This is a genomic window from Streptomyces sp. NPDC033177, assembly GCF_055577715.1.
On sequence record NZ_JBVIPS010000002.1, the window covers coordinates 798,765 to 821,672 of the forward strand.

16 protein-coding genes, 1 tRNA gene and 1 pseudogene are annotated in these 22,908 nt (G+C 71.3%); 5 read left to right on the forward strand and 13 right to left on the reverse strand.

What is annotated here, in order from left to right:
* Positions 1-2 precede the first annotated feature (2 nt).
* Entirely contained in the window at positions 3-1,667 is a 1,665-nt protein-coding gene (locus ACZ5U5_RS09590; RefSeq protein WP_469018591.1) for a dynamin family protein, read from the reverse strand.
* A gap of 307 nt (positions 1,668-1,974) precedes the next feature.
* On the opposite strand from ACZ5U5_RS09590, the gene ACZ5U5_RS09595 reads away from it, so the two are divergent.
* Positions 1,975-2,047, forward strand: a tRNA-Arg gene (locus ACZ5U5_RS09595).
* 98 nt (positions 2,048-2,145) lie between these two features.
* Here ACZ5U5_RS09595 and ACZ5U5_RS09600 read toward each other — a convergent pair.
* The 4 genes and pseudogenes from ACZ5U5_RS09600 to ACZ5U5_RS09615 form a co-directional block, all read right to left on the reverse strand.
* Entirely contained in the window at positions 2,146-2,358 is a 213-nt protein-coding gene (locus tag ACZ5U5_RS09600) for a hypothetical protein (RefSeq protein ID WP_469018594.1), read from the reverse strand.
* Positions 2,359-2,380: 22 nt separating this feature from the next.
* Positions 2,381-3,205: pseudogene (locus ACZ5U5_RS09605) on the reverse strand (FAD-binding protein); the annotation flags it as partial.
* The gene (locus ACZ5U5_RS09610) at positions 3,153-5,105 is read right to left on the reverse strand and encodes an AMP-dependent synthetase/ligase (protein WP_469018596.1); all 1,953 of its coding nucleotides are present in this window, start codon (positions 5,103-5,105) and stop codon (positions 3,153-3,155) included. The pseudogene ACZ5U5_RS09605 and the gene ACZ5U5_RS09610, both read right to left, overlap by 53 nt.
* Positions 5,106-5,314: 209 nt before the next feature.
* Complete coding sequence (locus ACZ5U5_RS09615; protein WP_469018599.1) at positions 5,315-5,989, reverse strand: TetR/AcrR family transcriptional regulator; 675 nt, start codon at positions 5,987-5,989, stop codon at positions 5,315-5,317.
* A gap of 69 nt (positions 5,990-6,058) precedes the next feature.
* On the opposite strand from ACZ5U5_RS09615, the gene ACZ5U5_RS09620 reads away from it, so the two are divergent.
* The 3 genes from ACZ5U5_RS09620 to ACZ5U5_RS09630 all read left to right on the forward strand — a co-directional run bounded on the left by ACZ5U5_RS09620 (position 6,059) and on the right by ACZ5U5_RS09630 (position 9,705).
* Complete coding sequence (locus ACZ5U5_RS09620; RefSeq protein ID WP_469018601.1) at positions 6,059-6,529, forward strand: SCP2 sterol-binding domain-containing protein; 471 nt, start codon at positions 6,059-6,061, stop codon at positions 6,527-6,529.
* A gap of 39 nt (positions 6,530-6,568) precedes the next feature.
* Positions 6,569-7,792: an acyl-CoA dehydrogenase family protein gene (locus ACZ5U5_RS09625; RefSeq protein ID WP_469018604.1), complete on the forward strand. Its 1,224-nt coding sequence runs from the start codon at positions 6,569-6,571 to the stop codon at positions 7,790-7,792.
* A 200-nt stretch (positions 7,793-7,992) separates the two neighbouring features.
* Positions 7,993-9,705 carry an arabinofuranosyltransferase AftB family protein gene (locus ACZ5U5_RS09630; protein WP_469018607.1) on the forward strand — a complete coding sequence of 571 codons (1,713 nt, stop codon included), beginning with the start codon at positions 7,993-7,995 and terminating at the stop codon, positions 9,703-9,705.
* A gap of 10 nt (positions 9,706-9,715) precedes the next feature.
* Here ACZ5U5_RS09630 and ACZ5U5_RS09635 read toward each other — a convergent pair whose 3' ends face one another.
* The 8 genes from ACZ5U5_RS09635 to iolC all read right to left on the reverse strand — a co-directional run bounded on the left by ACZ5U5_RS09635 (position 9,716) and on the right by iolC (position 21,624).
* On the reverse strand, positions 9,716-11,374 hold the full coding sequence (locus ACZ5U5_RS09635) for a vWA domain-containing protein (protein WP_469018610.1): 1,659 nt from the start codon (positions 11,372-11,374) through the stop codon (positions 9,716-9,718).
* Between the two features lie 485 nt (positions 11,375-11,859).
* Complete coding sequence (locus ACZ5U5_RS09640) at positions 11,860-12,735, reverse strand: ABC transporter permease (protein ID WP_469018613.1); 876 nt, start codon at positions 12,733-12,735, stop codon at positions 11,860-11,862.
* On the reverse strand, positions 12,732-15,386 hold the full coding sequence (locus tag ACZ5U5_RS09645; protein WP_469018616.1) for an alpha/beta fold hydrolase: 2,655 nt from the start codon (positions 15,384-15,386) through the stop codon (positions 12,732-12,734). Before ACZ5U5_RS09645 ends, ACZ5U5_RS09640 begins: the two co-directional genes overlap by 4 nt.
* A gap of 125 nt (positions 15,387-15,511) precedes the next feature.
* Entirely contained in the window at positions 15,512-17,014 is a 1,503-nt protein-coding gene (gene mmsA / locus ACZ5U5_RS09650; RefSeq protein ID WP_469018619.1) for a CoA-acylating methylmalonate-semialdehyde dehydrogenase, read from the reverse strand.
* A 24-nt stretch (positions 17,015-17,038) separates the two neighbouring features.
* Positions 17,039-18,913 carry a 3D-(3,5/4)-trihydroxycyclohexane-1,2-dione acylhydrolase (decyclizing) gene (gene iolD / locus ACZ5U5_RS09655; RefSeq protein WP_469018621.1) on the reverse strand — a complete coding sequence of 625 codons (1,875 nt, stop codon included), beginning with the start codon at positions 18,911-18,913 and terminating at the stop codon, positions 17,039-17,041.
* Positions 18,914-18,929: 16 nt separating this feature from the next.
* Positions 18,930-19,745: a 5-deoxy-glucuronate isomerase gene (gene iolB / locus ACZ5U5_RS09660; protein ID WP_469018624.1), complete on the reverse strand. Its 816-nt coding sequence runs from the start codon at positions 19,743-19,745 to the stop codon at positions 18,930-18,932.
* A 9-nt stretch (positions 19,746-19,754) separates the two neighbouring features.
* Positions 19,755-20,636 carry a Cgl0159 family (beta/alpha)8-fold protein gene (locus ACZ5U5_RS09665; protein WP_469018626.1) on the reverse strand — a complete coding sequence of 294 codons (882 nt, stop codon included), beginning with the start codon at positions 20,634-20,636 and terminating at the stop codon, positions 19,755-19,757.
* On the reverse strand, positions 20,629-21,624 hold the full coding sequence (gene iolC, locus ACZ5U5_RS09670) for a 5-dehydro-2-deoxygluconokinase (protein WP_469018629.1): 996 nt from the start codon (positions 21,622-21,624) through the stop codon (positions 20,629-20,631). The genes ACZ5U5_RS09665 and iolC overlap by 8 nt, the downstream gene beginning before the upstream one ends.
* 136 nt (positions 21,625-21,760) lie before the next feature.
* Here iolC and ACZ5U5_RS09675 point away from each other — a divergent pair, with 136 nt between their 5' ends.
* On the forward strand, positions 21,761-22,660 hold the full coding sequence (locus ACZ5U5_RS09675) for a sugar phosphate isomerase/epimerase family protein (protein ID WP_469018631.1): 900 nt from the start codon (positions 21,761-21,763) through the stop codon (positions 22,658-22,660).
* Positions 22,661-22,908 lie beyond the last annotated feature (248 nt).

The following is a 22,908-nucleotide window of genomic DNA, read 5'->3' on the forward strand; positions in this document are numbered from 1 at the left end:
GGTCACCTCTCCTTCTGCAGTACGGACAGCGCGGCGATCAGGTCGGCCTGGGGTTCGGGGTTCACGTCGAGGCTGTCGAGGGGGGCGAGGCGCCGTTCGCGCTCCGCGTCCAGGACGTTGTCCAGGTAGGTGGTGAGCAGGCGTCCGCCCCGGTCCCGCAGCCGGAGCGCTCCTTGGGCGCCGATCCGTTCGGCGAGCGTCTCGCCCGCCGAACGTCCGCGGTCACCGCCGAGCAGGGCCGTGGCGAGCAGGGCGGCCACCATCTCGGGGTCGGGCACGAGGTTCTTCTCGATCCGGTCGAGCCCGCGGACCTCGTCCTCCGCGTACTCCTCCAGGATGCGTCGCCAGCGCCGTACGGCCATCCCGATGCGGTGCTCGACGCTCTCCGCGCTCTCGGTGCTCTGCACGGACCGGTCACGGCCGCCGAGCCCGGGTGCCGCGGCGGCCGGCTCACGGCGCCACGCCTCGTCGATCCGCTCGTCGGCGGCGGTCACCGCGCAGAGCAGCAGCGCCTCCAGGCTCTCGGCGACCGCGTCGAGGAGTTCACCCGCGCCGCAGTCCAGCGGATAGCTGCGCCACCGCTTCAGCGCGTCGCCCGCGAGGACGGCGCCCGCCTGCAGGCGCTCCCGCACGCGCGCGTGCTCGTGTCCATAGGCCTCGTCGACGGCCGCGGTGAGCCGCAGTGCGGCCGCGTACTGGATGGCGACGGCGCCCGCGAGTTCCGGGACCCGCACATTGAGGGACTGGATGACGCCATGCGCGGTGCGCGCGATGGCCTCCGCACGGGCCGTGGGCTCCTGGGACCGGTGGGTGAGCCAGGCCCGCAGCGGGGCGACGGCGGTGGCGGGGAGCAGCCCGCCACCGCCCGTGGATTCGGGCAGCTCGGGCACGGTGAAGCGCGGCACGTCGCCGAGGCCCGCCTTGAGGAGCAGCGCCCCGTACTGCCGCGACACCTCGGCCACCAGCTGGTGCGGCACGCGGTCGAGGACGGTGACGAGGGTCGCGTCGTGCTCCTTGGCGGTACGCAGCAGATGCCAGGGCACGGCGTCCGCGTACCGGGACGCGGTGGTCACCATGACCCAGACGTCGGCCGCGGAGATCAGTTCGGCGGCGAGGATCCGGTTGTCGGAGATGAGCGAGTCGACGTCGGGGGCGTCCAGGAGGGCGAGCCCCTTGGGCAGCGTCTCTGCGGTCTCGATGCGCAGCGCGCGCTCGCCGTCGGGCTCGGGCGGCAGCAGGTCGTCGCTGCCGTCGTCGTCCTCGTCCCGCCCGGCCGAAGGCTCCGGACGCGGCACCCACACGCGCGTGAGGTCGGGCAGTACGCGCATGCCGGCGAACCAGTGATGATCCTCCGGATGGCATACGAGGACCGGTGTGCGGGTCGTCGGCCGCAGCACCCCCGCCTCGCTGACCTGCCGCCCGACGAGGGAGTTCACCAGGGTCGACTTGCCCGCCCCGGTGGAACCCCCGATCACGGCGAGCAGGGGCGCTTCGGGGGCCCGCAGGCGGGGCACCAGGTAGTCGTCGAGCTGGGCAAGGAGCTCGTCCCGGTTGGCACGCGCGCGTGGCGCCCCCGGCAAGGGGAGCGGAAAGCGTGCGGCGGCGACACGCTCGCGCAGCGCGGAGAGAGCGTCGAGCAGTTGAGGCCGTACGTCCAAGGTCACCACATGCGAAGAATGCCCAATTTTGGTGGCTTTCTGAAGCATATGGGCACCCCTGCGCGCCGATCGGACACATGGGATGGAAGGGGCGACTGGGGCGCAGGCATAACGAGTGCACAACACCCGGGGCGTGAGACGCCAAAAGCGATGCGAGATTCGCACCTGCCTGCGATTATCAGGACCGCTTCACTGAACCTCCACATAGTGCCGCGGAGGCGAAGCACCAGGGACAAGGACCCGGGAGCCCTATCCTTGTCCCCGGCAAGGTCACGGCTCGTCCCAACCCGGGCTCCAGGCCACCGGCCACCATCCGGCCCCCGTAGCTCAGTGGATAGAGCAGGCGCCTTCTAAGCGCTTGGCCGCAGGTTCGAGTCCTGCCGGGGGCGCTTCGCGCCATCCCTGTTCGGCCCTCCCTCCGGGAGGGCCTTCTTGCTGGTCGGGGCGACCGGCCGTTCGGCGGCATCATCGACGTCGAGCCCACCGCTCACTCCGGCAGCCGTAGCTCCCCGTAAGCCCCCTTCGGGACAGTGGGCCTCTTCGGGATGACGGCCCGCACGCGCGCGTACCGCGTGCCCGGAGCCGGACGGGCGTCCGGATCGCCCTTGTTGGGCCAGTGCGCCATGGCCCGCTCCGCCTGTGCCGTGATCGTGAGCGACGGGTTCACGCCCAGGTTCGCGGAGATCGCCGAGCCGTCCACCACGGAGATCCCCGGGTGGCTCCGCGCCCGCCCGCTCGGCCAGGTACAGGTAGTTCTCGGTGAGCGTGTTCTTGGCGCCGACCTTGCAGCCCGTCATGCACGATCCGCACTCGGTGCAGGCCGCCCGCGCAGGACCGGCCCCGCCGAAGTACGGATCGGGAACTTCCGGGCGCGCCCCGGCCGTTGAAGGACTGGAGCCGGTGGCGCCGCCGGTACCGCCACTGACCCCAGCGGTCGCACCGCCGCCCGCGTCCGCCCCGTCACCGAAGAACACCCCCACGGGCGTCAGCCGGAAGGTGTCCGCCACCCCCATCCGGTCCGCCGCGGCCCGCAGGTGCTCGTCCGCCTCGGTCGTCGTCGGGTTCTGGCGTACGCCGAGCATGCGCCGGGCCTGGTCGTAGTACGGGGCGAGTTCTGTCTGCCAGTCCGTGATGCCCGCCCACTGCTTGTCCCGGAAGAAGGGGGGCGGCGGTACGTAGAGGGTGTTCGCGTAGTTCAGCGAGCCGCCGCCCACCCCGGCGCCCGCGAGGACCATGACGTTGCGCAGGAGGTGGATGCGCTGGAGGCCGTAGAGACCGAGGGCAGGGGCCCAGAGGTAGTTCCGCAGGTCCCAGGAGTGCCGGGGCAGGGAATCGCGGGTGAAGCGGCGCCCCGCCTCAAGGACGGCGACGCGATAGCCCTTCTCGGTCAGGCGCAGGGCGGCCACCGAACCGCCGAAGCCCGAGCCGACCACCAGTACGTCGAAGTCGAAGTCATGGTCATGCGCCTCCTGAGCCCCGGCGGCCCCCGCCCCCTCACTCACCGTAGAGCGCCTCGATCTCGTCCTCGTACGCCGCCGCCACCGCATGCCGCTTGATCTTCAGGGACGGCGTGAGCAGGCCGTTGTCCTCGGTGAACTCGCCCTCGACGAGGGAGAACTTGCGGATGGACTCCGCCCGCGACACCGCCTCGTTCGCGTAGTCCACGGCCTTCTGGATCTCCGCGATCATCTTCGGGTCCCGGCACAGTTCGGCGAGCGGGGTGTCCTTCGGGCGCTTGCGCACGGCGAGCCAGTGCTCGACGGCCTCCGGGTCCAGCGTGATGAGCGCGGCGACGTACGAACGGTTGTCGCCCACGACGATGCACTGGCCGACCGGCGCCCTGCTGCGCAGCCGGTCCTCCAGGATCGCCGGGGAGACGTTCTTGCCCCCGGACGTGACGATGATGTCCTTCTTGCGCCCGGTGATCGTGAGATAGCCGTCGCCGTCGAGGGCGCCCAGGTCACCGGTGGCGAACCACTCGTCCCGCAGCACGGCATCCGTCGCTGCCGGGTTGTTCCAGTACGAGCCGAAGACGATGCCGCCCTTGATGAGCACCTCGCCGTCGTCCGCGATGCGCACGGCCGTGCCCGGCACCGGAAGGCCCACCGTGCCTGGGCGGGGCTTGAGCGGCGGCGTGATGGTCGCGGCGGCCGTGGTCTCCGTCAGGCCGTACCCCTCGTAGATGATGATCCCGGCGGCGTAGAAGAAGAGGTTGAGGCGCCGGTCCAGGGGCGAGCCACCGCTGATGGCATAGCGCAGCCTGCCGCCGACCTCCTTGCGGATACGGCGGTAGACCAGCAGTTCGTACAGCGCCCAGCCGAGGTGGAGCCCGAGGGAAGGTCCGGGGGCGCGCCTGCCCTTGCCCTTCCCCGCGTCGAGGAACTTGTTCAGGTACGCCTCGCCGAACCGCACCGCGATCCCCTCGGCCCGGTCGAAGGACGCACCGCGCCCGATCTTCTCCGCGGTCGCGCGCCCCGTGTCGTGGATCTTCTCGAAGAGGTACGGGACGCCGACGACGAACGTCGGCCTGAACGAGCGCAGTTCGGGCCGCAGTTCGTCCGGCTTGATGCTCGGGCAGTGGCCGAGTTCGATGCGGGCGAGCATGCAGGCGATCTGGATGGTGCGGCCCAGGATGTGGGCGAGCGGCAGGAAGAGCAGTGTGGAGGCGACCTGGCCCGTGATCTCCTTGAAGATCGGGTGCAGCAGGTCGACGGTGTTCGCGGCCTCGGCGTGCAGGTTGGCGTGGGTCAGGACGCAGCCCTTGGGCTTGCCGGTCGTGCCCGACGTGTAGCAGATGGTGGCGATCGAGTCCGGGGTGAGGGCGGACCTGCGCTTGGTCACCTCCTCGTCGGACAACTCCGCGCCCATGTCGGCCAGTTCGCGCAGGGCCCCGTCGTCGATGCAGAGGATGCGCGGCGGCGCGGCGAGCCCCCCGTCCGCCGCCCCGATCGCCGCCTCGGCCGTCGCGACGTTCTCCGCCGTCTCCGCGATCAGCAGCGTCGCGCCGGAGTCCCGCACGATCCACTCGATCTGTTCCGCCGCCGATGTGGCGTACACGGGCACCGTCTGCCCGCCCGCCGCCCAGATCGCGAAGTCCAGTACGGCCCACTCGTAGCGCGTACGGGACATCAGCGCGACCCGGCCGCCCGGCTGGAGCCCGGCCGCGATCAGCCCCTTCGCCGTGACGGTGACTTCCTGCGCGAAGGCCGCCGCGGTGACCGGACGCCACTGGTCGCCCTGCTTGCGGCGCAGGACGACCGCGCCGGGCGCCTCGGCGTCGTTGGTGAAGGGGATGTCGGCGGTACTGCCCGCGGTGGGCTCCGCCGCGAGCGGGGCGGTGCGCGCCTCGCGCACCGTGCCGTGCTCGTCCCGGACGATCGCCACCGTGGCGCGCTCCGCGAGGCCGCGGTGGCGTTGCGCCCGTTTCAGATCCTTGCGTACGCCCATGACGGCTCCCGGCTCCCGGCTACCAACTGACGTGCCTAGCAACTGACGTGCCTGACCACTGACGTGCAGAGGTCGCGCTGACGTGGTGCGGTGCGTACTTACTGGGAGGTCAACTTACCCACGCGTAGGGAAAGTTCAATGGGTTGGGCGGCAGAGAAATCAGGGAGCCATCCGCACCCAGGTGACAAGAACCAGGACGAGAGGAGCGATCACCCCGAGGAAGGGCCGGACCCCGGGACCCACACCTCCCCCTCAAGCACCCGCCCCATCCCCACCCACACCATGTTCATCAGCCGCAGGGTGACCCCCTCCGGCGACTGGCCCGGATGGCCGCCCATCCAGTCGGTGAGCGAGTCCGCCGCGCCGACCAGCGCGTACGCCACGAAATCGGCGTCCTCGTCGTCCAGTTGGGACCCGCCAGGGTTCTGCGCGATGCCGTCCCAGACCAGGCCGGCGACCTCCGCCATCACCGCACGCCGCGCGTCGGCGACGGCGGACGCGATCGCCTCGCTCAGCTCCGACGCCTGGCGGTGCAGCACGACCCAGCTGTCGCGGTGCTCGGCGACGAAGGCGAAGAACGCCGAAAGCCCCGCGTGCAGGCGCAGTTCGGGCGCTTCACCGCCGGCCCGTGCCGCGTCCTGGAACGCGGCGACCAGGCGGTCGGCCTCGCGCCGCAGACAGGCGAGGAAAAGTCCCTCCTTGGAGTCGAGATAGAGATAGACCATCGGCTTGGAGATCCCGGCCAGTTCGGCGATCTCGTCCACGGACGCGGCGTGATAGCCGCGCTTGGCGAAGACCGTCACCGCCACATCGATGATCTGCTGCTCGCGCTCCTGGCGCGGAACGCGCTTTCGCCGTCCCTCAGTTCTCCCGTTGACCGTCACCCTTGCAGCCTCCCAGACTCGGGGCTACCTTACCCTTTAGTAAGTTTACTCTTGAGTAAGGAGATTGCCATGGCGGACGGCATCGGCGGCCCCGAGGGCCTGGCCGGCCTTGACTTCGCGAGCGTCACCCCCGAGGAGTTCGCGAAGATCGTGAAGGGGCTCTCCGGCAAGGAGATCACCGCGATCGCCCAGGACGCCGAGCTGCGCGCCCGCGTCCTGCAAGAGGTGTTCGGGCGGATGGGCCGGCAGTTCAAGCCGGAGGCCGCGGGCACCGTCGAGGCGCTGATCCGCTGGAAGATCACCGGGGTCGACGAGGCGGTCTACGAGACGGAGATCTCCCAGGGCACCTGCACCGTCCGCGAGGGCCGCTCGGACGCCGAGCCGCGCGTCACGCTCGTGATGGCCGACGCCGAGTTCCTCAAGCTGGTCTCCGGCAATTCCAGCCCCGTGACGATGTTCATGATGCGCAAGCTCAAGATCGTGGGCGATGTGGCGTTCGCCGCCGGTCTGACCCGCTACTTCGACATCCCGAAGGCCTGACCCCGTACGTCTGAACCGACCCCCTGAAGGGAGCACACCATGGCCTTCTCGCTCGAACTGACCGAGGAGCAGCGGGACCTGCGCGGCTGGGTGCACGGCTTCGCCGCCGACGTGGTGCGGCCGGCGGCCGCCGAGTGGGACGAGCGCGAGGAGACGCCCTGGCCCGTCATCCAGGAGGCCGCGAAGATCGGCCTGTACGGATTCGAGTCCCTGGCCGACCTGTTCGGCGACCCCAGCGGACTCTCGCTGCAGATCGCCAACGAGGAGCTGTTCTGGGGCGACGCGGGCATCGGGATGGCCCTGTTCGGCACGTCGCTCGCGGTGGCCGGGATCTTCTCCGCGGGCACGCCCGACCAGCTCGCCGAGTGGGTGCCGCAGTGCTTCGGTGACGAGGACGACCCCAAGGTCGCGGCGTTCTGCGTCTCCGAGCCCGACGCTGGCTCGGACGTGTCGGCGATGCGGACGCGCGCGACGTACGACGAGGCACGCGACGAGTGGACCCTGTCGGGCCAGAAGGCGTGGATCACGAACGGCGGCATCGCGAACGTCCATGTGGTGGTCGCCTCCATCGACCCGTCGCTGGGCTCGCGGGGGCAGGCGGCCTTCATCGTGCCGCCCGGCACACGCGGCCTCGAAGGCGCCAAGAAGATCAAGAAGTTGGGGCTGCGCGCCTCGCACACCGCGGATGTCTTCCTGGACGACGTACGCGTGCCCGGACACTGTCTGCTCGGCGGCAAGGAGCGTCTCGACGCCCGGCTCGCGCGGGCCCGGGAGGGGACCACATCCGGTTCCGGGGGGCGCGCGCAGGCCGCCATGGCGACCTTCGAGGTGAGCCGCCCGACGGTGGGGGCGCAGGCGCTGGGCATCGCGCGGGCCGCGTACGAGTACGCCCTCGACTACGCGGGCTCCCGGGTCGCCTTCGGCCGCCCCATCATCGAGAACCAGTCCATCGCCTTCGCGCTCGCCGACCTGCGGACCGAGATCGAAGCCGTGCGGCTGCTGATCTGGCAGGCGTCGTGGATGGCGCGCAACGACAAGGCGTTCGACGCGGGGCAGGGCTCGATGTCCAAGCTGCGCGCCGGTGAGCTGGCCGTTTCGGCGACCGAGAAGGCGGTGCAGGTGCTGGGGGGTGCGGGGTACAGCAGGGAGCATCCGGTGGAGCGGATGTACCGGGACGCGAAGATCTACACGATCTTCGAGGGGACGAGTGAGATCCAGCGCCTGGTGATCGCGCGGGCGATCTCGGGGCGGCAGATTCGCTGAGGCGGCGTGAGGGGGGGGCAAACAGCGGGCCCGAGGCGTGAGGCGGGCAAGCAGCGGGCCCGAAGCCTCGCGCGCGCCCCGGATCACCGGCTCCGCCGAGTTCGTCCTCAAACGCCGGACGGTCCGCCGAGTTCGTCCTCAAACGCCGGACAGGCTGAAAATCCCTCAAGCCCCACCTGAGCTGCGCCGATGAAAAGATCATGACGTCGACGCAACTCTCCCTCCGCGAGCCCGACGCCGTCCTCGGGCTGATCAACAGCCGAAGCGACGCCGGGCGCAGGCTCCGGCGCGGCGTCCTCTGTCTGCTGCCGGCCTGTGTCATCGCGTTCGCCGGGTTCCAGCGGCGCTGGATGTCCGACGACGGGCACATCTACGTCCGCACGGTCCGGCAGATCCTGGTCGGCAACGGCCCCGTCTTCAACGCGGGCGAACGCGCCGAGTCCTCCACCGGCACCCTCTGGCAGTGGCTGCTCGTGCTCGCGGGGCTGCCGGGCCTCGACATCGCCAGGGCCGCGATGTACGGCGGGCTGCTGCTGACCGCGGCCGGGTTCGCGCTCGCCTCGCTCGGGGCGCTGCGGTTGAACGCACGTCACGCGAACAGCACGACCAAGGCGGTCCTCCCCCTCGGCTGCCTCGTCCTGCTCGCGCTGCCGCCCGTCTGGGACTTCGCCACCTCGGGCCTGGAGACCGGGCTCGCCACCTGCTGGATCGCGGGCGCCTGGCTGCTCCTGGTGACCCGGGCGGGGTCGCTCAGCACGTGCGTGGTCCTGGGGCTCGGCCCTCTCGTGCGCCCCGACCTGGCGCTCGTGTCCGCCGTCTTCCTCGGTGCGCAGTGGCTGATGGCGCGGCCCTCGCGGCGGGCCGCCTTCGGTGGCCTGGGAGCGGCCCTCGCGCTGCCGGTCGCGTACGAGGTCTTCCGGATCGGGTACTACGGGCAGCTGATGCCGCTGCCCGGCGTGACCAAGGAGGCCTCGCTGAGCCTGTGGGGGCGCGGGTTCGATTACCTCGCGGACTTCGCCGGGACCTATCTCCTCTGGGTGCCCGCGCTGTTCCTGCTCGCCGCGCTGCTGCCCGCGACGGCCGTCCGGCGGGACGTCGCCTCCCTCGTCCCCGCGCTCGCACCCGTCGTCGCGGGGCTCCTCTGCTGGGTCTACGTCATCAAGGTGGGCGGCGACTTCATGCACGGCCGGATGTTCCTGCCGGGGCTGCTCCTCATGCTCCTGCCGGTCTTCCTGGTGCCCTGCACGCGCGCGTGGGCGATCGCGGTGGCGGGGGTCGGGATCTGGGCCGTGGCCTGCGCGAGCTGGCTGCGGATTCCGTACGAGGGGCGGATCGGTCCCGGCGGCGTAGCGGACGAGCGTGGTGTGTACGTCCAGCAGAACGCGGCGGCCCACCCCCTCCACCACGACTTCGCGGGCCACCCGAGCAACGTCGCGTACGCCCGTCTCGTACGCGAGGCGGATCGCGCGGGCACGCCCGGCCTGTTCCTCGCAAGGACCCCCGTCGGTGCCAACTCCCCCACGATCACCGGCGTCTACAGCACCCTCGGCTTCAGCGGCACCGTGGTGCCCCTGGAGGGCGCCGCCCTCGACCCGATCGGGCTCGCCTATCCGCTGGCCGCGCACTCCGAGCGCATCGCCGGCCGGGTGGGCCACGACAAGCGGCTGCCGGACACGTGGATCTTCGCCGACCGTGGCCGTGGCCCCCTCCCCGAGGGCCTCGACCCGGCGGGTGTCGCCGCCGCCCGGCGTGCGCTCGACTGCGGCCCGCTGGCGGAGCTGCGGGCGGCGACGCGGGACCCGATGACGCCCGGCAGGTTCCTGCGCAATGTCACCGGCGTCTGGGAGCGCACCTCGTTCCGCTTCCCCAACGACCCGGTGCGGGCCGAGCGTCAGCTCTGCGGTCGCCGTTAGCCGGTGACCGCTAGCCGGTGATCTCGCCCTCGTCCTCTCCCCCGCCTCCGCCGTGCCCGGAACCGCCTGTGAGGCGGTCCGCATGTCGGACGGCGGTCGCGAGGTCACGCAGGGACTTGTCGCCGTCCGCATCCGACGACAACTCGCCGGCTGTCCGCGCCAGTTCCGCGAACGTGGGCGCGCCGGGCAGCGGCCGCCAGGAGGCGGAGCCGTTGGAGGTGGACATCGGCTCGGGGACGTCGGCCGTCGTGCCGGTGCCGTGCCGCAGCCCGTCCGCGAAGTAGGCGGCCACCGCCGCGGTGCGCAGGCCGCGGTCGGCGTCGCCCAGGGCGCCCTCCATGTCCCCGGACTCGATGTCGTTCGACTCCTCGTGCGGGACACGGCTGTCGGGGTCGAGCCAGCGGACACCGGCCGTCGCCACGTGTCCGGTCTCGCCCGGCCTCATCCGTACGGCATACAGCGCGGTCACGGTATGTCCGGGACCGACCTCGCCGCCGTCCACGCTGTCGTCGCGGAAGTCGTCGTCGGCGACCGCGCGGTTGTCGTAGCCGATGAGCCGGAACTGCTTGACGGTCTGGGGGTCGAAGGCGACCTGTGCCTTCGCGTCGCGGGCCCGCAGTTCGATGTTGGCGGGGAGCTGCTCGCAGAAGACCTTGCGGGCTTCCTCGGTGTCGGACACATAGGTGGTGTGGCCGTCGCCCTTGTCGGCGAGGCGCTCCATCAGGGCGTCGCCGTAGTCGCTGCCGACGCCGACCCCGAAGAGGGTGATGCCGTGTTCGCGGCGAGCGTCGGAGATGCGGTCCAGGATGCCGTCGGCGCTGGTCTCACCGGTGTTGGCGAGGGCGTCGGAGAGGAGCACGACGCGGTTGGTCGCGCCGTCGCGCCGGCCGCCCACCGCGGTGTCGTACCCCGTGCGGACGCCCGCCTCCAGGTTGGTGGACTGGGTGGGTTCCATGGCGCTGATGGCCGTGTGCACCTTGTCGCGATGGTCACCGAGGCGGGTCATGGGCAGCACGGTCTCCGCACTGTCGCTGAAGGTGACGAGCGCGATGGAGTCGTCGTCGCGCAGCTCGTCGGTCATGATCGCGAGCGACTCCTTGACCAGGTCGAGCCGGCCGGGCTCCGCCATCGAACCGGAGACGTCGATCACGAAGGTGAGGGCGGCGGGCGGGCGTTCGCCGTCCGATGTGTCGCCGCGGGTGGCGAGGCCCACCCGTAGCAGGGACCAGTCGTCGTCCTCGGTGCGGGCGCCGTCCACGTTCACCGAGAAACCGTCGCCGTCGGGGCGCGGATAGTCCTGGCGGAAGCTGTTGACGAACTCCTCGGGGCGTACGGTCGCCGGATCCGGGAGGCGGCCATCGGCGAGGGTGCGGCGGGCGAAGCCGTAGGAGGCGGTGTCCACGTCGAGGGCGAACGTGGAGAGGTAGTCCGGGCGCGGGGCGAAGTCGCGTTCCTTGCCGTCCTGTTGCTCACCGGGGGTGGCCGCGTCGCCGGTGCCGGGCGATGCGGGGCCCGGGGCGGGCAGCGGGGCCGTGCCCCGCCGCTCCCTCCCGCTCTTGTCGGCGGCGGACCGGTCCGTGTTCTCGGCGCCGGAACTGCATCCGGTGAGCAGGAGCCCGCCCGCCACGGCTGCGGCGAGCAGTCCCCGCCGTACTTTCCAGGTCCGCATCCTGGCCCCCTCGCGTCGTCGGTTCACATGACTGTGACGCGGGGGGCACCACGAACGCTCGCTCGAAACCGTTGCGGAAGCGTCTCAAAGAGGGGACGGGCCCCTGGGCCTTGCGCCCCCTTGATCACCGGCTCCGCCGAGTTCGTCCTCAAGCGCCGGACGGGCTGAAACCCGTGGGAACGAGCCCCTAGGCCCTGCGCGGCGTCAATCACCGGCTCCGCCGAGTTCGTCCTCAAACGCCGGACGGGCTGAACGCCCCCGGGAACGGGCCCCTGAGCCCTGCGCGGCGTCAATCACCGGCTCCGCCGAGTTCGTCCTCAAACGCCGGACGGGCTGAACGCCCCCGGGAACGGGCCCCCAAGCCCAGCGCCCCGTCAATCACCGGCTCCGCCGAGTTCGTCCTCAAACGCCGGACGGGCTGAAAATCCTCCGGCCAGGCTGTGGTTCACCAGCCCAGCCGGGAGTTGAGGGTCGGTCAGGCCCCCTCACGACACCACGTCCTTGCGCGCGAACCCCCGGAACGCCAGCGCGAACAGCACCAGTGCGTACGTCACCGAGACCGCGGAGCCCTGGATCATTCCGCCCCATTCCATCTTCGGCTGGATCGCGTCCGCCCACGCGAACTGCCAGTGCGCGGGCAGGAAGTCGCGCCAGCTGCCCAGTGCCGTCACCGCGTCCAGGACGTTGCCGACGATGGTCAGGCCGACCGCGCCGCCCACCGCGCCCAAGGGTGCGTCGGTCTTCGTGGAGAGCCAGAACGCGAGGGCGGCCGTGACCAGTTGGGAGACGAAGATGTAGGCGACCACGATCAGCAGGCGCTGCGCCGCCGTGCCCGCGGGCAGTACCCCGCCGGTCGGGATCTCCAGCGGGCCCCAGCCGTAGGCCACCGTCCCGACCGCGAGGGCGATCAGGGGGAGCAGCACCATGGCCGCCGCGCTGAGTCCTAGCGCCACGGCCAGCTTCGACCACAGGAGGCGGGCCCGTGGGACGGGAGCCGCCAGCAGGTAGCGCAGTGACGACCAGCTCGCCTCGGAGGCGACCGTGTCCCCGCAGAACAGCGCGACGGGGATGACCAGGAGGAAGCCGGCGGAGACGAACAGACACGTCGCCGCGAAGTTCCCGCCGGAGGCCGTGGCCGTGTCCATCAGCGTCACCCGGCCGCTGCGGGACTCCGGCGAACCGGCGATGGCGAACGCCGCGACGAGCACGAAGGGCAGCAGGCCCATCACCCCCGCCATGACCAGGGTCCTGCGCCGCTTCAGCTGGCGGACGGCCTCGACCCGCAGCGGCAACGTGCGGCCGGGGCGGTATCCGGGGGCCGTGGCGCGCTCAGTGCCCGGCCCGGTGGCTGTGGCGCTCATGCGGTGCCTCCGTCGATCAAAGTCAGGAACGCGTCCTCGAGGCGGCGGTGCGGGCCCATGGACTCCACCGGCAGCTCCAGGCGCACCAGTTCGGGCAGCAGCCGTGCCGCGCTGCCTGCCTCCGTGCCGTCCAGGCGTACGAGGAGGCCGCCGTCGGCGCGGACCGCCGACGCGACGCCGGGCAGCGCGGCCACCTTGTCGACCATGGGGTCGGAGACGTCCTCCGCGAGGCCGACGAGCAGGGTGTCGCCGGAGCCGATGATCTCCGCCACCGGACCCGCTTGGATCAGTCGGCCGCGGTCCATGACCACCAGGTGGGTGCAGGACTGTTCGACCTCGGCGAGGAGATGGCTGGAGACGATGACCGTGCGGCCGCCTCGCGCGTACCGGATCATCACCTCGCGCATCTCGCGGATCTGTGGCGGGTCGAGGCCGTTGGTCGGTTCGTCGAGGATCAGCAGGTCCGGCATGCCGAGCATCGCCTGGGCGATGGCGAGCCGCTGCCGCATGCCCTGCGAGTACGTGCGCACCGCGCGGGCCAGCGCGTCGCCGAGCCCGGCGATCTCCAACGCCTCGTCCATGCGGGCGTCTTCGGCGGGGCGGCCGGTGGCCTTCCAGTACAGTTCCAGGTTCTCGCGGCCGGAGAGGTGCGGCAGGAAGCCCGCGCCTTCGACGAACGCGCCGACCCGGGAGAGGACCGGGGCGCCGGGCCGGATCGCCTGGCCGAAGACGCGGATCTCGCCCGCGTCGGGCCGGATCAGGCCCATGAGCATGCGCAGGGTCGTCGTCTTGCCCGCGCCGTTCGGGCCGAGGAGGCCGAGCACCTGGCCCTTCTCGACGCTGAAGGAGACATCGCGGACCGCGTAACGGTCGGTCGACTTGGCGTACCGCTTGCTCAAGTCCGTGATCACCAGTGGGACTTCGGCGAGCTGCGGGTCCGGTGCGGGCGCCGAGGTGCGGCGCCTGGCGGTGACCAGGAGCAGGACCGCGATCACCGCTCCGGTCGCCGGGAGCCACCACACCCAGGCGGGCAGCGGGGCCGCCGCCGTCTTCACGCCGGGCGCAGTCGGGACCGACAGGTCGCCCTTCACGGACACCGTGTACGTGGCGGGCTTCGCCGGTGAGGCATAGCCCAGGTCCGTCGAGGCGAGGACGAGGCGAAGGCGGTGGCCCTTCTGCACGTCGTGGTCGACGGCCGGCAGGGTGATCGTGACGTCCTTGCCCGCCTTCGCGCCCTCCACGCGGATCGGCGAGACCAGCTGCGAGGGCAGCACCTTCTGGCCGCCGCCGGGCCCGACGTCGTACACCTTGCCGAAGAGCACGGCGTCCTCGCTGTCGGACTTGACGTGCACCCGCACCTTCGGTGATCCGGTGATCCGCAGGTCGTCCTTGAGCGGCGCCGACTGGAACGCGGCGTGCTGGCCGGGGAAGTCGAGGGAGACGCCGACGCCGAGCGAGGAGAGCTGGTTGAGTCCGCCGCCGCCCGCGCCGGGGAGCGCGGAGATGGCGGGCGGCGCGGCGCCCGCGGGGTTCTCGACGCGTTGCGGGTCACGTCCGCTGAGCGCGATCTTGCGCTGCCCGCTCTCCAGGCCGGGGTACCGGTCGCCGCTCGCGCCGCGCAGCTGTGCGGCGCCGTCGGTGGAGTCGATGCCTCCGGTGCGGGTGACGCGGAACGCGGGGCCGGTGTCCGCGCCCTTGTCGTCCTTCAGGTAGCGGTCGAACCACGAGCCGACGCGGGCTTCCACCCGGCCCGTCTCGCGGTCGCCGCCGTCGTGGCCGCCCGAGATCCAGTCGACGGACACGGGCGCGTGGTTGCCCCGGATCGCCCGGGAGATGGCGTCGGCGTGGCCGAGCGGGAAGAGGGAGTCGGACTGGCCCTGGAAGAGCAGGGTGGGCGCGTCGATGCGGTCGCCGACGGCTTCGGGGCTGCGGGCGGCGAGCAGCTTCTGTGCGGCGGCGTCCGGCTTCCCGGCCTCCGCGACGCGGTTGTACATCTCACACAGCTGCTTCTCGAAGCGCTCGCAGCCGCCGCCGGTGTTGATGAAGAGCCCGGCCCAGAGCTTCTTGAAGACGCCGTTCGGGAAGAGCGCGTCGCTGAGGTTCCAGTACGTGATCTGGGGGGCGATGGCGTCCACCCGGTCGTCGTACCCGGCGGCCAGGAGGGAGACCGCGCCGCCGTACGAGGCACCGGTCATGCCGACACGGGGGTCGCCCTTCTTGTCCAGCTGCACCTCGGGGCGCTTGGCCAGCCAGTCGATCAGCCGGCGGGCGTCGGCGACCTCGCCCTTCGGGTCGTTCAGGCCGATCTTGCCGGTGGACTTGCCGAAGCCGCGGGCCGACCAGGTCAGTACCGCGTACCCCTTTTCGGCCAGGGTCTGGGCCTGGGCGCGCAGGTCGTTCTTGCTGCCGCCGAAGCCGTGGCCGATGAGGACGGCGGGGCGCTTGACGGAGGGGTCGCCCGCGGTGAAGTACGACGTGTCGATCGTCGCGCCGCCCGCGCCCGTCATCCGCATCATGCGGTCCGAGCGGTGCACGGCGGGCCCGTCGTCCGATGCCGCCGCCGTCCAGGTGCCTGCGCCCGCGAGCACCGCGAGAGCGGCCGCCGCGGCGAGCAGTCCGCGCTTGGGCAGCTTCGGCAGTCGTAGATCCATGCGTCAACCGTACGGGTGAGGGCTGCCATCCGAGGCAGCCGGTGGTCTGAACCCGGCTGCCTACCTGGGGAGTAGGCGAGCGGGCCCGCGTACCGCGGTCGCGGTACGCGGGCCTCCATGTGCCCTCAGTGATTGCGCGGAAACCCGAGATCCACGCCCGCGGGGGCGTCCGACGGGTCCGGCCAGCGGGTGGTGACGACCTTGCCGCGGGTGTAGAAGTGCGTCCCGTCATTTCCGTAGATGTGGTGATCCCCGAACAGGGAGTCCTTCCAGCCACCGAAGGAGTGGTAGCCGACCGGCACCGGAATCGGCACGTTCACGCCGACCATGCCCGCCTCGATCTCCAGCTGGAAGCGCCGCGCGGCGCCGCCGTCACGCGTGAAGATCGCGGTGCCGTTGCCGAAGGGCGAGGCGTTCATCAGCGCCACACCCTCGTCGTAGGTGTCGACGCGCAGCACGCACAGGACGGGACCGAAGATCTCGTCCTTGTACGCGGCGGCCGTCACCGGCACGCGGTCAAGGAGCGAGAGGCCGATCCAGTGGCCGTCCTCGAAGCCCTCGACCGTGTGGCCCGTGCCGTCGAGGACGACCTCGCAGCCCTCGGCGGCGGCCCCGGTGACGTACGAGGCGACCTTGTCGCGGTGGGCCGCGGTGATCAGCGGGCCCATCTCGGACGTCGGGTCGTTGCCGGGACCGATCTTGATCTTCTCGGCCCGCTCCTTGATCTTGGCGACCAGTTCGTCGCCGATCGAGCCGACCGCGACGACGGCCGAGATGGCCATGCAGCGCTCGCCCGCCGAGCCGTACGCCGCCGAGACGGCGGCGTCGGCCGCCGCGTCGAGGTCCGCGTCCGGCAGGACCAGCATGTGGTTCTTGGCGCCGCCGAGCGCCTGGACGCGCTTGCCGTTGGCGGTCGCGGTGGTGTGGATGTACCGGGCGATCGGGGTGGAGCCCACGAAGGAGACCGCCGCCACGTCCGGGTGCTCGAGGAGCGCGTCGACGGCCACCTTGTCGCCGTGCACGACGTTGAAGACGCCGTCCGGCAGACCGGCCTCGCTGAGCAGCTCCGCGATCTTCAGCGCGGCCGACGGGTCCTTCTCCGAGGGCTTCAGGACGAAGGTGTTGCCGCACGCGATGGCGAGCGGGAACATCCACATCGGCACCATGGCCGGGAAGTTGAACGGCGTGATGCCCGCGACGACTCCGAGCGGCTGGCGGATGGACGAGACGTCCACGCGCGAGGCCACTTCCGTCGACAGCTCGCCCTTCAGCTGGACCGTGATGCCGCAGGCCAGGTCCACGATCTCCAGGCCGCGGGCGACCTCGCCGAGCGCGTCCGAGTGCACCTTGCCGTGCTCGGCGGTGATCAGCTCGGCGATCGCGTCACAGTTGGCGTCGAGCAGCGCGCGGAAGGCGAAGAGGACCGAGGTGCGCTTGGCGAGCGACGACTTGCCCCACGTGGCGTACGCCTCGCGCGCGGAGGCGACAGCGGCGTCCACCTCCTCCACGGAGGCGAAGGCGACCTGTGTGGTGACGGCGCCGGTCGCGGGGTCGGTCACCGGGCCGTACGTACCCGACGCGCCCTCGACAGTCTTGCCACCGATCCAGTGGTTGACGGTCTTCGTCATGACAAGCATCCCTACTCTCACATCTCACAGGTGGCGGCGTCGGGCTGAGACGTGCCGGTCGTACTCTTTCCTGGCCTCGACCGCCGACGGTCGGTCCGCGATCTCGGCCACGGGCACATCCCACCACGCCTGCGCCGGAGGCGGGGGCGACACTGTGTCTGCCGTTTCCGTCTCCACGTAGACACATGTGGGACCGTCGGCCGCACGCGCCCGTGCAAGAGCATCCCGCAGGTCAGCCACTGTTTTGGCGCGGATCACCCGCATCCCGAGCGAGGCCGCGTTGGCCGCGAGATCCACGGGCAGCGGGGCGCCGGTGTACGTCCCGTCCGCCTCCCGGTAGCGGTAGGCCGTGCCGAACCGCTCCGCGCCCACGGACTCGGAGAGCCCGCCGATGGACGCGTACCCGTGGTTCTGCAGGATCACGACCTTGACCGGAATGTTCTCCTGGACGGCCGTGACGATTTCGGTGGGCATCATCAGATACGTCCCGTCGCCCACCAGCGCCCAGACCGGTCGGTCCGGCGCCGCGAGGGCGACGCCGATCGAGGCGGGGATCTCGTATCCCATGCAGGAGTAGCCGTACTCGACGTGGTACTGCCGGGGCGAGCGCGTCCTCCACAGCTTGTGGAGATCGCCGGGGAGCGAGCCCGCCGCGTTGATGAGCACGTCCTCGTCCGTGACCAACTCGTCCAGCAAGCCGAGGACTTGTAGCTGTGTGGGCCGTACGTCTGGTTCGTCGGTCGCGTACGCCGCGTCGACGCGATGCTCCCAGCGCGCCTTGTCCCCGGTGTACTCGGCGACGTACGCGGGCGGCACCCGCCACCCCTCCAGGGCTCCGGTCAGCGCCTCCAGACCGGCGCGCGCGTCCGCGACGAGTGGCGTGCCCGCCATCTTGTGGCCGTCGAACGCGGTGATGTTGAGGTTCAGGAAGCGGACTCCGGGCTCGGTGAAGAGCGTGCCGGACGCGGTGGTGAAGTCGCTGTAGCGGGTGCCGACGCCGATCACCAGGTCGGCGGCGCGGGCGAGTTCGTCGGCCGTGGCGGTGCCCGTGTGCCCGATGCCGCCGACGTCCGCGTGGTGGTCGAACCGCAGGGAGCCCTTCCCGGCCTGGGTGGAGGCGACGGGGATGCCGGTCGCGTCCACGAGGCCCCGCAGTGCCTCCTCGGCCGCGCTGTGGTGGACTCCGCCGCCCGCGACGATCAGCGGGCGCCGCGCCGCGCGCACGGCCCGTACGGCGGCGTCCAGTTCCCGCGGATCGGGAGCCTGACGGCGTACGTCCCACACCCTCTCCGCGAAGAACTCCTCCGGCCAGTCGTACGCCTCGGCCTGCACGTCCTGCGGAAGCGCGAGCGTGACGGCGCCGGTGTCCGCCGGGTCCGTCAGGACGCGCATCGCGGCGAGCGCGGCCGGGATCAGGGCCTCGGGGCGGGTCACGCGGTCGAAGTACTTCGACACCGGGCGCAGGCAGTCGTTCACCGACACGTCGCCCGCGTACGGGACTTCGAGCTGCTGGAGCACCGGGTCGGCGGGGCGGGTCGCGAAGATGTCGCCGGGCAGGAGCAGGACGGGCAGGTGGTTGATGGTCGCGAGCGCGGCGCCGGTGACGAGGTTGGTCGCGCCGGGGCCGATGGAGGTGGTGACGGCGTGGGTGGACAGACGGCCCGACTGGCGGGCGTACCCGACGGCGGCGTGCACCATGGCCTGTTCGTTGCGGCCCTGGTGGAAGGGCATCTCGTCGGCGTACTCGACGAGCGCCTGGCCGATGCCCGCCACGTTGCCGTGCCCGAAGATGCCCCAGGTGGCGCCGATGAGCCGCTGCCGCTCGCCGTCGCGCTCGGTGAACTGCCGGGACAGGAAACGGACGAGGGCCTGTGCGGTGGTCAGCCTGATCGTGGTCATCGCTTTCCCTCCACTGTCATCGGTATCCCTCCGTGTGGTCGGGGTGGAAGCAGATCCGCCACTCCCGCTCCTCGCCGGGACCGGCCATCACGTTCAGGTAGTACATGGCGTGACCGGGCTGGGCGATGGACGGCCCGTGCCAGCCGTCGGGGACGAGGACCGCGTCCCCCGTCCGGACCTCGGCCAGGACGTCGGTGCCGCCGGGGCGGGACGGGAACACGCGCTGGTAGCCGAAGCCTTCTTGTCCTGCGTCGCCGGCCTCGATCTCGAAGTAGTAGATCTCTTCGAGTTCGGCCTCCACACCCGGGCGGTGCTCGTCGTGCTTGTGCGGCGGGTACGAGGACCAGTTGCCGCCGGGGGTGATCACCTCGACGGCGATGAGGCGGTCGCAGTCGAAGGCGTCGGCGGACGCGAAGTTGCGGACCTCGCGGGCGCAGGTGCCGCTGCCGCGGTGTTCGACGGAAACCTCCGGCGCGGAGCCGTAGCGGGCGGGGAGTCGACGCTCGCACTTCGCTCCTGCCAGGGCGAAGCGGCCTCCCGCGCCGGAGGCGATCTGGATCTGGGCGTCACGAGGCACGTAGGCGAAGTCGCTCACTCCGCTGAACACACTTTGACGGCCCAGCAGTTCAATGATCTCGCCTTCTGCGTGCACCGTACAGCCGCCGGTCAGCGGGAGCACGATCCATTCACTCTCCCCGGTGGCGAAGGAGTGCGTGGTGCCGGGTTCGATGTCGACCACGCGCAGCGCGGAATAGATCAGACCGGACCGCTTGGGGTCGAGTTCGAGGGCGTACGGCCCTTCGGCCGCGCTGCCCTTCGGTACGTACGTCATGTGGCCCTCCTACAGCAGTCCGACGGCGGTGTCGACGGCGCCCGCCACGTCGCCGTCCGCCGGGTAGAGCAGCGTGCGCCCCGCGACGAGGCCGTGCACGGTCGGCAGTTGGAGCGCCCCGCGCCACTTCTCGTACGCGGCGTCGCTGTCGTCACCGAGGTCACCTCCCAGGAGGACGGCGGGCAGGGTCGAGGTCTCCATGACGCGCGCCATGTCGTCCGGATTCTCGGTCACCGGGACCTTCAGCCAGGTGTACGCCGATGTCCCGGCGAGCCCCGAGGCGATGGCGATGGACGTCGTGACGGCCTCCGCGCTCAGGTCGTTGCGCGGCGGCCCGCCCTCGGGGGCGCGGCGGCAGAGGAACGGCTCGACGAAGACAGGCAGTTTGCGCGCGGCCATGGCGTCGACGGCGCGGGCGCTGGAGTGCAGCGTGTCGAGCGAGCCGGGATCGTCGTAGTCGACCCGCAGCAGCAACTTCCCGGCGTCGAAATCGAGCCGGTCGATGTCCTCGGCCCGGTAGCCCGTGAACCGGTCGTCCAGCTCGAACGAGGCGCCGGCGAGCCCACCCCGGTTCATCGACCCCATGACGACCTTGCCGTCGAGGGCGCCGAGCAGCAGAAGGTCTTCGAGGATGTCGGCGGTGGCAAGGACGCCGTCCACGCGGGGCCGCGAGAGCGCCAGGCAGAGCCGTTCGAGCAGGTCCCCGCGGTGGGCCATGGCCAGCTTGTCCCCGCCGACGGCGAGGGCGCCCCTGGCGGGGTGGTCGGCGGCGATGATCATCAGCCGTCCGCTGTCGCCGAGCAGCGGACGCCGGACGCGCCGGGCGGCTGCTTCGGCGATGGCCTCGGGGTGCTGGGCCCTGATCCGGATGAGCTCGGCGAGGTCAGTCACGGGTCACGGCTCCCGCCGCGAGCGCGGCCTCGACCTCGTCCGGGAACGGCATCGCGGAGGAGCACTCGAGCCGGGAGGCGACGATGGCCCCCGCCGCGTTCGCGTACCGCATGACCCGCTCCAACTCCCAGCCCGCGAGCAGCCCGTGGCACAGCGCCCCGCCGAAGGCGTCCCCGGCGCCGAGGCCGTTGAGCACCGTCACGGGCAGCGGCGGCACCTCCGCGCGCTCACCCGCGCGGTTCATCGCGAGGACTCCCTTGGGGCCTTGCTTGACGACGGCGAGTTCGACGCCGGAGTCCAGCAACGCGCGGGCGGCGGCGTCGGGTTCCCGCACGCCCGTGGCGATCTCGACCTCGTCGAGGTTGCCGACCGCGACAGTGGCCTGCGCGAGCGCCTGGGCGTAGAAGTCCCGCGCCTCGTCGGCCCGCTGCCAGAACATCGGCCGCCAGTCGAGGTCGAAGACGGTGAGCCCCGCCTTCGCCCGGTGGCGCAGCGCGGCCAGCGTCGTCGATCTGCTGGGCTCCGCGCAGAGCCCCGTACCCGTCATCCAGAACACCCGGGCGGACGCGATGGCGGCCAGGTCGAGCTCCCCCTCGTACATCTCCAGGTCGGGCGCCTTGGGCTGCCGGTAGAAATAGAGCGGGAAGTCATCCGGCGGGAAGATCTCGCAGAAGGTCACCGGGGTCGGCAGGCCGGCGACCGCGCTCACCCACCGGTCGTCGACACCGAACTCCCGCAGCTCTCGGTGCAGATAGTCCCCGAAGGGGTCGGCGCCGGTGCGGGTGACGAGCGCGACGCGGCGGCCGAGCCGGGACGCGGCGACGGCGACGTTCGACGCGGAGCCGCCCAGGAACTTGCCGAAGGTGCTGACGTCGGCGAGCGTCACCCCGGCCTGCAGGGGATACAGATCCACCCCGATCCGGCCCATCGTGATCACGTCGTACGGATCGCTGACGTCGTACGGATCGCTGACGTACGGATCGGTCACCCTGCACTCCCTTTCGGCATCGCCCCCTTGCGGCCACCCCTAGGTCTATTCCGCCCCATGACCCCTGTCAACACATTGTCCTGACATTCGGACCACTCCTTGACACCGTTCCGCGGCGGCCTGAAAGCTTGAAGACATGACGACGCTGTCACGCATCCGGATCGGTTCGGCGCCCGACTCCTGGGGGGTGTGGTTCCCCGAGGACCCGGGCCAGGTCCCGTGGACCCGCTTCCTCGACGAGGTGGCGGACTCCGGGTACGAGTGGATCGAGCTCGGTCCGTACGGCTACCTGCCGAGCGATCCGGCCGTGCTGACGGCCGAGACCCGGAAACGTGGCCTGAAGGTGTCGGCCGGGACGGTCTTCACGGGTCTGCACCACGGTCCCGCCGTCTGGGACAAGACGTGGGCGCATGTGGCCGAGAACGCCGCGCTCGCGCAGGCGATGGGCGCCGAGCACCTCGTCGTCATCCCCTCCTTCTGGCGCGACGACAAGACCGGCGTGGTCCTGGAGGACCGCACGCTCACCCCGGAGCAGTGGCGTCAGCTCACGCTCCAGACCGAGCGGTTGGCGTACGAGGTGCGCGAGCGGTACGGCCTGCGTGTGGTCGTCCACCCGCACGCCGACACGCACATCGACGACGAGGCGAACGTCACCCGCTTCCTCGACGCGACCGACCCCGACCTCGTCTCGCTCTGCCTGGACACGGGGCACTACGCCTACTGCGGCGGCGACAGCGTCAAGCTGATCGAGACGTACGGCGAGCGCATCGGCTATCTGCACCTCAAGCAGGTCGACCCGGCCGTCCTGGCCGAAGTGCGCGCGCAGGAGATGCCGTTCGGGCCCGCCGTGGCCCGCGGTGTGATGTGCGAGCCGCCGACCGGGGTGCCCGCGATCGAACCGGTCCTCGCGGCGGCCCAGAAGCTGGGCGTCGACCTGTTCGCGATCGTCGAGCAGGACATGTACCCGTGCCCGCCGGACAAGCCGCTGCCCATCGCCCGCCGCACCCGCTCGTATCTGCGTTCCTGCGGCGCCTAGGACCCTTCTGACGGACCCTGGTTCCCGATTCCTCCGGCTCGCCTTCGCATCACACGCGTCACAAAGAACCTCTTTCTGTCACACATGTCCCGTATACGCGGGCTCCTCGTCACAGCCGGTCGACAGCCGCCCTCCCATGGTCACTCCGCGTCGTTCTCCGGGAACAGGCTGAGTTGATCGCCAGCGTCACGCCGCAGCTCCCCCGACGGCTCCCCCCGAGCCGCCCCTGCGGCGCGCGCAGGGAGGTG